This is a genomic window from Klebsiella sp. V115_8 (genome assembly GCF_029967715.1).
Classification (GTDB): Bacteria; Pseudomonadota; Gammaproteobacteria; order Enterobacterales; family Enterobacteriaceae; genus Klebsiella; species Klebsiella quasipneumoniae.
Genome location: NZ_JASCAR010000002.1, coordinates 425,507 through 439,760, shown reverse-complemented (window position 1 = coordinate 439,760; position 14,254 = coordinate 425,507). Strand labels below are relative to the sequence as shown.

Annotated in this window: 10 protein-coding genes and 1 pseudogene; all 11 read right to left on the bottom strand. The window is 57.7% G+C overall.

The annotated features are described in order from the left end of the window. Nucleotides 1–13 precede the first annotated feature (13 nt). Nucleotides 14–609 (bottom strand): annotated as a pseudogene (gene vgrG / locus QLG03_RS04510) (type VI secretion system tip protein VgrG); the annotation flags it as partial. 64 nt (nucleotides 610–673) lie between these two features. Further along, nucleotides 674–1,060, bottom strand: coding sequence for a hypothetical protein (locus QLG03_RS04505; RefSeq protein ID WP_131096282.1), 387 nt, complete (start codon nucleotides 1,058–1,060; stop codon nucleotides 674–676). Then, the gene (locus tag QLG03_RS04500) at nucleotides 1,061–2,275 is read right to left on the bottom strand and encodes a hypothetical protein (protein ID WP_065812982.1); all 1,215 of its coding nucleotides are present in this window, start codon (nucleotides 2,273–2,275) and stop codon (nucleotides 1,061–1,063) included. It lies immediately after the preceding gene. Beyond that, entirely contained in the window at nucleotides 2,268–4,778 is a 2,511-nt protein-coding gene (gene vgrG / locus QLG03_RS04495; RefSeq protein WP_255987984.1) for a type VI secretion system Vgr family protein, read from the bottom strand. The genes QLG03_RS04500 and vgrG (QLG03_RS04495) overlap by 8 nt, the downstream gene beginning before the upstream one ends. 1 nt (nucleotide 4,779) lies before the next feature. Continuing rightward, entirely contained in the window at nucleotides 4,780–7,434 is a 2,655-nt protein-coding gene (tssH, locus tag QLG03_RS04490; protein ID WP_255987371.1) for a type VI secretion system ATPase TssH, read from the bottom strand. A 265-nt stretch (nucleotides 7,435–7,699) separates the two neighbouring features. Then, nucleotides 7,700–8,191, bottom strand: a complete 492-nt coding sequence (hcp, locus tag QLG03_RS04485; RefSeq protein ID WP_023289393.1) for a type VI secretion system effector Hcp — start codon at nucleotides 8,189–8,191, stop codon at nucleotides 7,700–7,702. A gap of 4 nt (nucleotides 8,192–8,195) precedes the next feature. Next, a complete protein-coding gene (locus QLG03_RS04480; RefSeq protein WP_255987369.1) occupies nucleotides 8,196–9,902 on the bottom strand; it encodes an OmpA family protein in 1,707 nt (568 codons plus the stop codon). Then, on the bottom strand, nucleotides 9,899–10,588 hold the full coding sequence (gene tssL, locus QLG03_RS04475; protein ID WP_255987367.1) for a type VI secretion system protein TssL, short form: 690 nt from the start codon (nucleotides 10,586–10,588) through the stop codon (nucleotides 9,899–9,901). Before tssL ends, QLG03_RS04480 begins: the two co-directional genes overlap by 4 nt. Continuing rightward, complete coding sequence (gene tssK, locus QLG03_RS04470; RefSeq protein ID WP_072420330.1) at nucleotides 10,585–11,928, bottom strand: type VI secretion system baseplate subunit TssK; 1,344 nt, start codon at nucleotides 11,926–11,928, stop codon at nucleotides 10,585–10,587. The genes tssL and tssK overlap by 4 nt, the downstream gene beginning before the upstream one ends. Nucleotides 11,929–11,937: 9 nt before the next feature. Then, nucleotides 11,938–13,482 carry a type VI secretion system contractile sheath large subunit gene (tssC, locus tag QLG03_RS04465; RefSeq protein ID WP_072420331.1) on the bottom strand — a complete coding sequence of 515 codons (1,545 nt, stop codon included), beginning with the start codon at nucleotides 13,480–13,482 and terminating at the stop codon, nucleotides 11,938–11,940. Between the two features lie 42 nt (nucleotides 13,483–13,524). Continuing rightward, on the bottom strand, nucleotides 13,525–14,016 hold the full coding sequence (gene tssB, locus QLG03_RS04460; RefSeq protein WP_117128287.1) for a type VI secretion system contractile sheath small subunit: 492 nt from the start codon (nucleotides 14,014–14,016) through the stop codon (nucleotides 13,525–13,527). Nucleotides 14,017–14,254 lie beyond the last annotated feature (238 nt).

Below are 14,254 nucleotides of genomic sequence, written 5' to 3'. Positions count from 1 at the left end.
CTTATATTACAGTGTCGCAGAACTCAGCGACGTCGATGTAAGCCGCGTGCCGGTGGTAAAGCGAAACCAGATCCCTACCTCACCCAGCAGCCGGGTTATAAAGCACAGGTCATCCTCACCGTACTGCATCACCTGCTCACGGCGCGGATACGTTTTTGTCAATGAGAATAGAAAATCCTGACCGCGCAGGCCGTGGCGCTCGCGGAGGATTTTTTCCACAATTTGCGGAACGGACTGGTCCTGGAAAATGGCGTTCTGGTGTGAGCGGTTAAGCAGCGGCTGGAGCGTCAGCGCGTAGTGCGTTTCATCCCCGGAGGTACTGAGCCGTTCAAACCCCGTCACCACGCCCTGGATCACCCGCACGGCTTGCTGAACATCAATGCCGAAGCCCTGTGCCATCGGCGCCTGCAGCGTCAGGGAGGCAGCCTTCATCAGCATCATCTCTTTGCTGATGGCATGGTCTGCGCTGGTGAATTCGATACGGTAGCGAAACAGCTGACTCAGGGCGTCATCGCCCTCAAACGCCAGCAAATCAAGCCCGGCTTCAAATCCTTTCACCATCAGCAGGTGATGGTTGTGGCTGAATTTGATCGGAGGGTTACTGCTCATAGTATTCCTTCACATCGGCAGAGAAATAATGCTCTAGAAGAACAAACATGCATTAAGTCAGTTACTACTTGATCTTTATCGTATATTGCTTATAAAAATCTTTACCGGAATACATTGTGCCAAGAGTAAATCCAGAAATAGTTACGCGATAATCACCTGATTTTTTCGGGATCCCAGATATGATGATGCGATGAAAATCTTTTTTTACTCCATCCTCTCCACCAAGCCTATATTTTATGTCTTCCGGACTCCATGCTAACCCTGAGTCGTTCGGGATTATACTCACCGACACGCTGGATTCATTAACAGCCCCACCTTTTATTTCAATGACATCTTGGTACTTGTGATTAACTATTGCAACTTTAAGATCTTTTTTTTCGGGCAGGATTGTTGGGTAAGTACCAGAGCAACCAGCTACAATAAAAATCAAAACACAGATAAAATATTTCATTCAGTTCAATGGTTTAAACACCACCCCTCCAAAAATGTGCTTGCGGACATATTCCAAATCTTTGTTTAACTTAATTTGATTTTTTACCGCCCCCCATGAGAATAATTTCAAATTAACAATCTCATCAGGCGGTGAGTTTTTTGTTATAGCTTTCCCATTAGCATTTTTTAAAGCACCGGCCCAAACAACCCAATGGTTTTTTGAGGAAGTATCGTCAGAGCCAAAATCAAACAGCATCCCAGCAGAAATTAGACAAAGAACTTTAAATCCATTATCAGCATATTCACTGAGCCGCGCAACATCCTCAATACTGCACCGACTTAAGCCAACATTGCTATAAACTTTTACATAGCCACTCTTTTCAAACCACTCGGTAATCTTTCCCCACATTGTAATCCCGGCGACTTCATCGTCTATATCATCATAACTCATAATTGAGTTTTCAGAGTCTCTCAAACTGGCAAGTGTTATCCAATCCAAACCTGAAATTCTCTCACTACCGCCAAAATAAAAACTGCCCTTTGGATGTTTACATCCATCGCCAGGAGTTATATCTAAAGTTCCTATCTTCGTTTTTCCTTGCATCCATAGATCAATTGCAGCTTGTTTATATACATCCGGCCTGTCCATTTGCAAGCAGTAAAAGAAGGAGGCTGGCCCACATAAACTTGTCCTTCCCTGATCAGGAAAACTACTGTAATTTATTCTTGATGAAACTTGAGTTTCAAATTTACTTCTGTCAAATGGATCATCAGGACTACCCACAGGATACTCTTTTGCAATAAACACTCTTTCCTGACAGGTAATCTGCACAGTATGTATATTATCCTCACCCTTATCATTAACCGGTTTTGTCTGTGCTTTTGTCTCAAAATAACAAACATTTTCACGCTTATTTTTAGAATATGCTTGCCCTGATGCCATTTCACCAAGTGTGTACATCTTTTTCACAGGCGAGGAAAGCACAGAAAACAACTTACCACCGTGCTTACGATATAAGTTCATTTCCATTATGTAGATTACAGACAACCCATCCTCTGTGTCATTCGTTTCATGGGACTGAGTTTGATAATTTGATGTTACTGGTTGTTGCGCCACTGACAGTAGTATATGTTTTTTATTACTGGCATCAGTTTTGTAAACATTCAGATCGTAAAAAAGGTCGACTGCTGAAACATTCGATTCAATCTTTGTATAAACATTATATTTAGGCATTGATGGCCTCCGGGATCATATGCAGCAGAACATCCTGTATCTGTGCAGAAGTAAACAGCGTCGTATACCCCTCGCCATCACTGACACCCTCTAATACCGAGCCATCAGCCAGAAAGGCCCTGTAAGGAGTATTCAGCATCGGCATCCCATTATCATCTGTACACAGGTAGCGAATATTATGGCTGCCGTCATTTATCGCATTAGCTAAAGGTGTAATGTCAGGCTTATGCTGTGCTCTCGTCTGTCTCGCGTAATACCCGGCCCTTGTTCTGTACTCACCAGCCGTCGCTGATTCAATGGCATTAACATCCAGAGTAATGTAACTGCCCCCGCCATTTACCGTCAGCTTCTTCTTCGCAATAATTTTGATTTCATCCTCCGTGCTGACAATGCTGATTTCCTTCCGGGCAAGCAGCGCCATCAGGTCATTCTGCGCCTGCATCTGTACCGGTCCCTGGTTCGCTATCAGCCTGATCCCAAGCTTTCGCACAAACACGCTCAGCGCACTGCCCACCCCGATGAACAGATTTTTCACCACGCTAACGTCTGCATTTTTACCAGCTGTGGCGATCAGGTTCTGGCCGGCTGAGACCTGCAGATGTTGTCCGCTGGTCAGCGCTATTCCATCCGGCGCGCTGAGGAGCAGTACTGATTTTTTGAGATCCGTCAGTTGCTGTTCCAGCAGAGTGATTTGCGCCTGGAGATCGGCAGGGTTAGCGGTCGCCTTCTGCGCGTCACCGGAGATGGACATCATCTGCTCCCGGGCTTCGGCCAGATTGCTGACCGCCGGCTCCATATCCAGCACCTGCCCCTGGGCCTTCGCCTGCCCGTCAGCGCTGATAAATATCCCTTTCTGCGCCCGGATGGCCCCCCAACTGTCGGTTCTCAGCTCAAAGCCTTCGCCGCGCGGCTGCCTGTCGCTGTTCACCAGGTGCCCCAGATTCAGCTGGCTCTTGCCGCCATACTCCGTCGACACCTTGATATGCTCTTTCCCACGCTCATCGTCGAGGCGGATTTTGTTGTTGGCCGGGGTGCGCAGGACGTTACGTTTGTCATTGCGGATGGTGACGTGATCGCCGTGCGCCGAATCGTGGAGCACGCCCGCGATATACGGCCGGTCCGGGTTACCGTCCTCAAAGCCAATCGCCACCTCCGTCCCCGCCAGCAGCGGCAGGTGCAGGCCGTAAGTGTCTCCGGCATACGGCCGCGACTGGCGGACCCACAGGCTCTCGAACCCGGTTTCCCAGCGCGCCCGGTCAAACAGCATATTCACCCGGTAGCGCCCGTGTTTGTCGATATGCCCGTAGGTGTCGTTTTCCCGGGTACTGGTCACGCGGGCCGGCAGCGTCCCGGCCATCACCGGGCGCGCACCGGGATCGGGCCGGTAGCCGACGTCCGGGCTGTCCGGTATGCCGGCAAACTCCACCGCAAAGTCGGCATCGCGCCGGGCGTGGCTGTGCATCGCCGTGATAAGCACACCATCAGCAAACTCTCCGGCCACCTCCTCTCCGCCGGTCACCTTCAGCACCTGACCCGGGCAGAGCGTCGGGCAGCTGGTGGTGGCCTGCATCCGGGTCTGGCCGTTCAGATAACGCTCATGACGAAGCCGGGCGTAAAACGCCCCGGACTCCGGCGCCGGATGGCGGTCATGGACATTTCCCGCGGTCAGGTAGTTATCTCCCCAGTGGTAAGCCTCACCGAAGGTAGTGGTCTCCCCGCGGGTGACATCCACCTGCGCGCTCATGTCCGCCGTCGCCTCGCGGTAGTTGTAGTCGCGGGTACTGACCTGCTGCTCCACGACGCGGTGGCGGCATGCCATCCCCCACACCGCGTCCACCCCGGCCGACTGCTGCCCGGACGGCGGGACCGAAGGCAACGTCAGCCCCTTCTCATAGCCCTGCTGACTGTCGCAGAACTCAGCGACGTCGATGTGCAGCCGCGTGTCGGCGGTAAAGCGAAACCAGATCCCCACCTCACCCAGCAGACGGGTGATAAAGCGCAGGTCATCCTCGCCGTACTGCATCACCTGCTCGCGTCGCGGATACGTTTTTGTCAGCGAGAACAGAAAATCCTGACCGCGCAGGCCGTGGCGCTCGCGGAGGATTTTTTCCACAATCTGCGGAACGGACTGGTCCTGATAAATGGCGTTCTGGTGCGAGCGGTTAAGCAGCGCCAGGCGCGGCTGGAGGGTCAGCGCGTAGTGCGTTTCATCCCTGGAGGTGCCGAGCCGTTCGAACCCCGTCACCACGCCCTGGATCACCCGCACGGGTTGCTGAACATTGATGCCGAAGCCCTGAGCTACCGGCGCCTGCAGCGTGAGGGAGGCTGCCTTCATCAGCATCATCTCTTTTCTGATGGAATGGTCTGCGCTGGTGAATTCGATACGATAGCGGAACGGCTGGCTCAGGGCTTCATCGCCCTCAAACGCCAGCACATCAAGCCCGGCTTCACATCCCTTCACCGAAAGCAGATGGTGGTTGTGGCTGAACAACAACGATTTCAGGCTACTCATCGGCGATTGCCCCCTCGTCAAACGCCATCACGATGCCTTCTTCTTCGTGATACCCCAGCGTCACATGGTTCGGTTTATGCCCGGCCGCCATATGGCTCAATAGCTGCTGACTCAGCGCCGGCAGGATCTGCTGATTGAGCAGAATGTCGACGTTGCGGGCGCCGGTGTCCGGCAGCAGGCAGGCCTCGGTCAGCGCGTCGAACAGGCTCTCGCTGAGGGTGGTGGTCATCCCGTAATGGCAAGCCAGACGCTGACTCACCTGCCCGAGCTTCATGCCGACAATGGCGCGCAGCGCTGCCGCCGGCAGCGGACGGTAAATCACCGTCTGGAAGCGGGCCAGCAGCGCAGGCTGGAAGTGACCGCGCAGCACCGGGCGCAGCAGCTCGTGCAGGTCTGATTCGCTGGCTTCAGGCTGTTCATCCAGCAGCTGCATTAGCAGGTCACTGCCAAGGTTGGCGGTCATCAGGATCACGGTGTTGCGGAAGTCGATTTCACGCCCCTCGCCGTCGCGCATTACCCCCCGATCGAAGACCTGGTAGAACAGGTTCATCACATCGCGATGGGCCTTTTCCACCTCATCGAGCAGCACCACGCTGTAGGGGCGTTTGCGCACCGCCTCGGTCAGGATCCCGCCCTGGCCGTAGCCGACGTAGCCCGGCGGAGAACCCTTCAGCTGGCTGACGGTGTGCGGTTCCTGGTACTCGGAGAGATTGATGGTGATCAGCGCTTTCTCGCCGCCGAACAGCGCATCGGCGAGGGCGAGCGCCGTTTCCGTTTTGCCGGTGCCGCTCGGCCCGACCAGCAGGAACACCCCCTGCGGACCGTTCTCTGGCGTCAGGCCGGTTTTCGCGGCGCGCAGGCGCCGGGCAATAGCGCTCAGGGCCGCCTCCTGGCCAACCACCCGTTTGCCGAGACTCTGTTCCAGGCTCAGCAGCTCCGTCTGCTCATCCTTCATTAGCGAGGAGAGCGGCACGCCGGTCCAGTCGGCAATCACCGTCGCCACGGTGCGGACGTCGACATCCAGCCCGAGTAGCGGATTGCCGTGCTGGGCGGCAGTAAGCGCGTTTTGCAGGTCGTTGATTTCCCCCTGGCGGGAGATATCGCGACGACATGCCCGCAGCGCCTCCGTCAGCTGCAGCTCCTGACCATATTGGGTTTCGAGGGTATCCAGCGCCAGGATAAGGCGGTTCTCCTCCTGCGCAATGAACGCCAGCCGTTCGCCGTGGGCGCTGTTGCCCAGCGCGATATCCTCCAGCAGCGCCTGCTTCTCCATCGCCAGCGCGGTGAGCTGCGCCTTCAGGCGGGTCAGCGGCTCTGGCACGGTATCAAGGCTCATGCGCAGGCGGGCGGAGGCGGTGTCGAGTAAATCCACCGCCTTGTCCGGCAGCTGGCGGCCGGTGAGATAGCGTCGTGACAGCGTCACGGCGGCACGCACCGCGTCATCCGTGATATGCACCCCGTGGTGGTGGGCATACCGGGGCTTCAGGCCGCGCAGCATCAGGCAGGCGGTGTCGTCGTCCGGCTCATCCACCTTGACCATCTGAAAGCGGCGATCCAGCGCGGCATCGCGCTCGAAGTACTGCTTGTATTCACGCCAGGTGGTGGCGGCGATGGTCCGTAGTTCCCCCCGGGCCAGCGCCGGCTTCAACAGGTTGGCGGCATCCGCCCCGCCGGCCTGATTGCCCGCGCCGATAATCGTGTGCGCCTCGTCGATAAACAGCAGCACCGGCCCAGGCGACTGCTGCACCGCCTCAATGATATTTTTCAGCCGCTGCTCGAACTCGCCTTTTACCCCGGCGCCGGCCTGCAGCAATCCGAGGTCCAGGGTGCGCACCGACACCGGCTTCAGCGCGTCGGGGACGTTGCCTTCAGCAATGCGCAGCGCCAGGCCTTCCACCAGGGCGGTCTTGCCCACACCCGGTTCACCGACGAGGATCGGGTTGTTTTTACGACGCCGGGAGAGAATATCCACCATCTGGCGGATTTCCGTGTCACGTCCGAACACCGGGTCAATCTGCCCGTCTCTGGCTTTGGCAGTGACGTCGAGAGTAAATTTGTCGAGGGCGTTCTGCAGCGCCGGGTTGGGACCATCCGCGTTCGGTACCCCGCCCGCAGGACGCCCCACAAACTCCACGTCCCCGCCATGACGCTGCGCCAGCGCAGTCTCCTGCTGCGCTTGCGGACGTTCGTCGGACTGGGTATCCAGCAGGGGGCGCAGGCGTTCCAGCTGGCTCTGGCCCAGGGTTAACAGCGGCCACAGGCCATCGCACTGGATCAGATTCTGTTTTGCTACCAGCGCCATCAACAGGTGAACACTGCGGATCTGCGCTTCGCCGCTGAGCGAGGCAATCAGCCAGGCCTCCTGCATCAGCTTCAGGATAGCGCCAGATAGCTGAGGACGATGACGTACCGAGCGCGGCTGTTTATCCAGCCAGCTAAGCAGATCCTGCCATAGCGCATCCATATCCCATTCGTAGCGCCGCGCCAGCACCGTCAGATCGCCTTCCCCCTGTTCCAGCAGCTTGAGCAGCCAGTGCTCGGGCAGGATCTCAGCGTGCGCCCGGGACTGGCACAGCGAGGCCGCCCCCTCCATCGCGCGGGCACAGCAGGGATTAAGACGGCGTAACAGGCTGGCTGGATTTTCCATGAGATCCTCTCTTTATTGGTTCCGGACACGCTACCGCCCGTCGCTGTTCCCCAACAGGAACCCATAGCGCACAGGGTCAGGCAGGCAGATTGTGTTTTTCTTTGCTGAGTACCCGCATCTCAGGCATTCAGCAAAAAACGGCGGACAGAGAAACGCTGTCCGCATCAGGCGATGGCCCTCCTTACTCCCCGGTCGCATAGATAACGATGCGACCGGGGTGAGCGAACGCCGCCAACGCGCCTCCGGCGCGAAGAATGACGGGCAATTACGCGGTAGCGCGTTCGTTCCAGCTATCGGAATGAATGATGTTGCCGTCTTTATAGGTCCAGATGATCTTCTCGTAGCGCAGCTCGATCTGTTCCAGATGGTTGTGCTTCTCGTAGGCAGGGTCTTTGATGTCGTGCATCAGGGGATTCACTTTCACCACCTTGACGTTCTCAAGCGTGGTGTTGAAATACTCCACTTCCTGGCCAGCATCGTTGATCCGGTACCACTTGAACTCGGCGGATTTCAGGGTCTGACCGGTGGTCACCGCCTTGTACAGGTAGGGGCTGGAGGAGTCGATCTCCTTGGTGAACAGGAAAGGCGTATGGATCCGCGTGCCGGTCAGTTTGCCGGTGTTGTTATCGGTCGGGATGTACAGGTTATGCTCCTGGGCCACCACTTCGATACTGCCTTCACGATCCTGAACGTCGACAGACCCTTTAATGTCCGCGCCGCCGTCGTCTTTCAGCCAAAGATAAACAGGAATTGCCATGGAATTACTCTCCATTGTGTAGTGAAGCGCCATCATCCTGGGATGACGCAGAAGGTTTGTCCGGTAACCGGCAGGCGTCGACCTGCGGCACCAGACTGATTTCGACACGTCGGTTCAGCGCCCGGCCTTCCGGCGTGTCGTTTGTTGCAATTGGGCGGCTTTCGCCATAGCCCTGAACGGCAAAGCAGCTGTCCGGCACGTCGCCGGTATCGCGCATCCAGTCGCGGACCGATTCCGCGCGTTTCAGCGACAATAGCTGGTTGGCTTTTTCCTCACCGACGCTGTCGGTGTGGCCGGCCACCACGATAAGCCACCCGGGCCTGGCCTTAATGTCCACCAGCGAGTGGACAAGCCGCTTTGTCGAACCGGGTTTCAGTACCCATTTCCCGGTATCGAACAGCGACATGCTGTCAAGGCGGATGACGTGCGGCGCGACGCGCTGCACCGGCCTGGGGGGCGGTGGCGGCGGCACGTAGCGGCGAATAGCCTCCAGCAACGGCAGGCGAATCCGCTCCCCGCGATATAAGCCAAGACTCAGGCGCAGCGGGACGCCGTTACGCGCCCAGCTATCCAGCAGCGCGGCATCTTCACGCAGCACCCTGACGGCGCTGGCTTTTGCCCCATAATCATCCATCGCGATCCGCTCATAACGGGCAATATCTGCGCCCACGCGCTGCAGCAGTTGTCGATTATTCCAGCCACTGCTGAGCAGCGCGGCGACAGCCGCAAGAGTGAAAATAGCGAGCGCCGCGCGCCCGGCCCTGCCCCATGGCGTGAGTCCCCGTCCCGCCGGTAACTGTGACAGGATGAAATCCGGCAAGGATGACGCATCCGGGGTGTCGGTCTCGCCTGGCTGCCAGCCAGCTACCCGCGTCAGGCCGGTATGCCGGGATAACCACCTCGTCCATGCCGACGACGCCAGGCTCCCGGCATGGGTGGGTCCGATCCCCCAAAGTACGGCCGCTGGGGTCAGGGGTGGCAGGTCGGCATTCTCCTCCGTTAACACGGCAAGGACGTGCCGTTCGAACCAGCCCATCAGGCTGTTCATTAACACCTGCTGCTGCAGCGCCGCCGCACCGCCGACGCTCAACCAGGTCGACACAGAACAGGGGGCGCAGGAGGGCTGCCAGACTTTCACCGCCTCACCCGGGATCGCCGCCTGCCAGAGCAGACTGGGGTTCATCGCGCTGCCCACCTGCCCCTGCAGCGCCAGCGGTACGGCATACCCCGTCTGCTGACGCAGCTGGCTGATTTGCCAGCGCAGGGCCAGCAGGGCGCTGGTCAGCGCGTCGCTTTGCGCGTGCCGCTGCGGGCAGACGCAGAGCAGCACCGACAGCTGAGGCCCCCACTCCGGTCGCTGGCTCAATATCTGGCGCGCAACCTGCGGCAGCTCCTCCGTTTTTTCCACCCGGATCCAGCAGCCCTGTTTGACGACCCGCACCGGGGACGGCTGCGGCCAGACACACGGCAGATCGCCGCAAACGAGGACTACCGGCTGGCGATAAGCGATCGTCGGAAGTTCGTGCAGGGTTGACGAGACGTGACGTTCGGCACCACGACGGGCAATACGCCAGATCACGATAATCAGGGCCAGCGTAACCAGCAGAATGAGCCACGCCCCCCAGCGGGGAACCGGCAAAAATAGCAGGCACACCAGCGCGCTCAGCAAGCCTGCCCACAGCGCCAGCCCGCGCTGCTGGGCGGGGCTCATTTCACCTCCCCCGGCAGCAGGGTCAGCAGCAGATGATCGAGCCAGTGGTTCAATCCCCACCACAGAGCCACGATCACCGCCACGCTCAGCCCTGCACGTACCGGCCAGGAGGCCAACCAGCCGCTTATCCCCAGTCCGGCGCGGCTCTCTATCAGCACCGGAGCGCCCTGCGGACAACGGAAAGGCGGGACATGTTCACTGAGCGCGTTGACCAGCTTCAGGCGCTCCGGGTCGTGGAGGGAGCGAAAGCTGCCAACAAAACCCAGCAGCATCACCCGCTGAAAACAGGTGACCACAGCCAGGTCGGGCGTCGGATCATGCAGAACCTCGCGCATCCGCTCGCACAGAGTGTCGCCGGCGTCCATGGTGCCGAGAAAAAGCCCCTGCAGCGGAATGTCATACCACTGCAGGCAGGCATCATCCTCCACGCCGCGCCCTTTCACGACTTCATCGAGCAGCGCGCACTGGGCGGTGAGAATATGCTGACAGCTGACGTCATCAAGCCCGCTCGCCTTCAGCTCAGTTTGCACGCGCTCGACATCAGCAATACACCGCTGCCATAGCCTGTACCCCTCCTCATCGCGGAACTGCGGGCCATGGCGCAGGCTGATAACCTGCAGCCAGGTGTTTTGCAGCAGCGCATCGATATCAATGGACGCGGCGTTGCCGCGTTGACGTTCATTCACGTTCGTAGCACCGCAAAAAGTTCAAGTTCAGGCTCGCCGAGCATCCCCGGGACGTAGAACATACAGGTACCGCTCTGCAGCATTTCCGTCGCCAGAGGATGGGACACATCGAGGCTGAAATACTGGTTTTCCAGACGCAGCGGGATCGCCGCCGGCACATGACGCAATGGCGTCAGGGGCACCCCTGTCCGCGAGGAGTTGACGATGGCTTTGACATGATCCGGACTGCCCACTTTGCACTGCCGCGGAAACTGTTCCTGCAGCTGAGCGACCGGTACCGACGAACGAACCGACAGATAGTAATCCGCCCCTTCCCGCAGCCGGGCATCGTGCAGACGCGCCTGCCAGAAGTGCAGCCGGGCATCATGCTCCAGGGCAATCGCTACCACCCGCGACGGCAGGCTCGCCTCCAGCAGGTCGCTGAGTAAATCAAACAGCGGCGGAAAAACCGCGTTCAGCTGGTCATGTTGATAGATCGGGACGGCATTCGCCTGATGGGTCAGCGAAAAGGTCAGCAGGCTGCCAGCCAGGCGCGCCAGCTCCGGATAGAGGCGTTCCGGCGGGCTTTGCCGGTAACGCAGAAAATACCCCAGCACCGGCTCAGCGCTGTTCAGCGCGTTCAGCAACCAGAACAGAGAGACATCGGCCACGGCAAAATCAGCCATCCGTTCATTGCTCTCGCGACGCATGGCCATCAGGCGCGTCAGACGAGCCCGGAGCTGAGTAAGCAGCAGTTCAAGCTGCGTCGCCAGCCAGCGGCTGCCCTGAATCTGCAGCAGCGGCGGGAGAAACGTCTCGTCGATGAGCCAGGCCCCCTGCGAATCCCGCAGCAGGCGTACCACCGGACAGGTCAGGTAATCGCTGTTATCCTGATGGGCGAAACGGAGGGACAGCTCCGGCTGCATGACGGCAATCTGCCGGGTATCATCCCCGAACTGGTTGCGGACATCGCGCCAGCGCTGCCGGAAGCGCACCGGCCTGTCGGCCACATCATCAGGCTTCAGGCAGTTGCCGCCATTGGCCTTCATCAGAGGCAGCGCCAGCATCACCACTCCCGTGCGAGATTCGCCCTCCAGCGACAAAGCCGGCGGCAGCGCATCGGCATTGTCCGTATCAATCATCGTGCCATCCTGGAACCGGACCTGCAGCCTGTGAGCCTGCAGGCGGCCCAGTTTGAGCATCTCTGGTTCGAAGGTCGCCTCAACCACTCCCCAGGGGTGGTTGAGGCCCATCCGGGCAATCGCTTCCGCAGCCCAGGCGGCATACGCAGCCTGCTGTTGAAAATGCTGGGGCGACACCATAATGCCCCGGCCCCATAACGGACGTTCGGTTTTCATCATCGTCCGACCCTACGCCTTCGCCTTCGGCATCTGGCTGACCAGCGACAGATTGACGTCCAGCCCCTCGACCTGGAAGTGCGGCACGGCGTACAGCTTCACGCGGAAGAAGCCCGGGTTGTCCTCGATATCTTCCACCACCACGCTGGCATCGCGCAGCGGATGGGAGGCCTGCAGCTCGTCGCCCGGATCGGTCATTTCAGTGACCAGGCTCCGCACCCAGGTGTTCAGCTCCAGCTCCAGCAGACGCCGGTCCTTGGTGGTGCCGATATTTTCGCGCTGGATCATCTTCAGGTAGTGCGCGATGCGCGACAGCAGGAAGATATAAGGCAGACGCGCGTTGATGCGGCTGTTGGCGGTAGCGTCGGCGGTATCGTACAGCGCCGGTTTTTGCGCGGAGTTGGCCGAGAAGAAGCAGGCGTAATCGCGATTTTTGTAGTACGACAGTGGAATGAAGCCCAGGCTGGCGAACTCAAACTCCCGCGTTTCCGGGATCATCACCTCGGAAGGGATCTTCACCTGATTGCCGGTGCCCAGATCGTACAGATGGATGGGCAGATCTTTCACCGCGCCGCCGGCCTGCGGGCCGCGGATCTGCACGCACCAGCCGTTATTGACAAAGCTCTTCACCATATTGGAAGCGAAAGAGAACGCCGCGCTGGTCCAGAGATACTTTTCGTGGTCCGGCCCCTTCACCTGCTCGACATAGTTGAAGCTGCGCACCGGCACGGTGTCCGGACCATACGGCAGACGACCCAGCACGCGCGGCATGACCAGGCCGATGTAGCGGGCGTCGTCGGTTTCCCGAAACGCTTTCCAGCGAATATATTCCGCACGTTCGAAGTAGTTACCGATATCTTTGATGGCGGCGACCTCTTCCATGGTCTCTTTCAGGAAGAAAGCCGGGCCGACGGCGCCGATAAACGGCATGTGGGCGGCAGCGGAAACCCGGGAGATATTGCGCAGCAGCGCCACGTCCTGCGCGCTGGCATCGAACTCATAGGCCGAGATCAGCGAGCCGATCGGCTCGCCGCCGGGGGTGTCGTACTCCGCGGTGTAGGTGTGCCAGTAAAGGCCGCTCTGAATCAGCTCCGGCGCATCCTCAAAGTCCTGACGCAGATCGTCCTTTGAGACGTCGAGGATCTCGGTTTTCACGTTCTGGCGGTAGTCGGTGTTGTCCACCAGCTGTTTGAGGCCGCGCCACAGGGATTCGACCTGCTGAAACTCCGGATGGTGCATCACTGCGTCCAGCTGGCGGCTTATCTGGAAATCCAGTTCAGCGATATGGTGGTCAATCAGCGTTTTATCGAGCTTTTCCACCCGCTGGCCGGACTGGCGGATGCGCTCCATAAACACCTGCATCGCCGCGGTCAGACGCTCCGCCGCCGGCGCCTCGGAGAGCGCGGCATCGTCCAGAAAGTCGTTGATATCCCCGAGGCGAGAGGCCGGGGCGAGATTGATTTTTTCAAACAGCGACGCGTAAACGCCCTCACTCGCCGTGTTTTCCTGCAGCGCGGTTTGCCCCTGAACAGGGCTGTTTTCTGTGGTAACAGACATTAGCATTTTCCCGGTTATTCCATTAACAGACTTGCCCCGCCATTATTTCGGAGCAAGCGCACTCATTTCGTCGCGTAATTCCTGTGACAGCGCCGGATCTTTCAGAATTGCCTCAAGCTCTTTTCTGAAAGTGGCGTTATCGAGCAGATTGGATTTGAGATCGCGTAATAAATTACGCATCGCCAGCATGGCGCGGAGTTGTGGAATTTGCCGGGCAACCTGCTCCGGTTCAAAATCGTTGATATCGGTAAAACGCAGTCTGACGTTCTCCTCTTCGCCATTGCCAGCCAGCGTATTCGGTACCGAGAGATTCACCTCCGGGCTAAATTCCGAAAGTACGCTGTTAAAGTTATTTTTATTGACGTTAATTTTTTCTCTTTCCGATAATGGCCGGTTTTCTTTACCGTGACTAAAATCGCCAATGGTAAGTAGCTTTAATGGCAGCTCAACCTTTTTTTGCACGCCGCCGGTGTGGAGAGATAATTTGAGATTAATGCGAGCCTTAGGCACTTCATTCTGGAACGTATCAGCCATAGCAGTTCCTTTCCTCAGCGAATAATTATTGAAGAGTTGTCGGTAAAAGCCTGAGGATAATAAAACAAAAATAGATTATCGATCAACTTAACAAGAAGATTTATTGAATATACTCACAAGGTGAATGATTTTATTTTTTCTTAGCGCCAGGATAAATATTTAATAAATAAATACAAAACCTAAAACAATAATCAAAATAAATTACGCACCAAAGAAAAATATAAGAATAAACATAGCG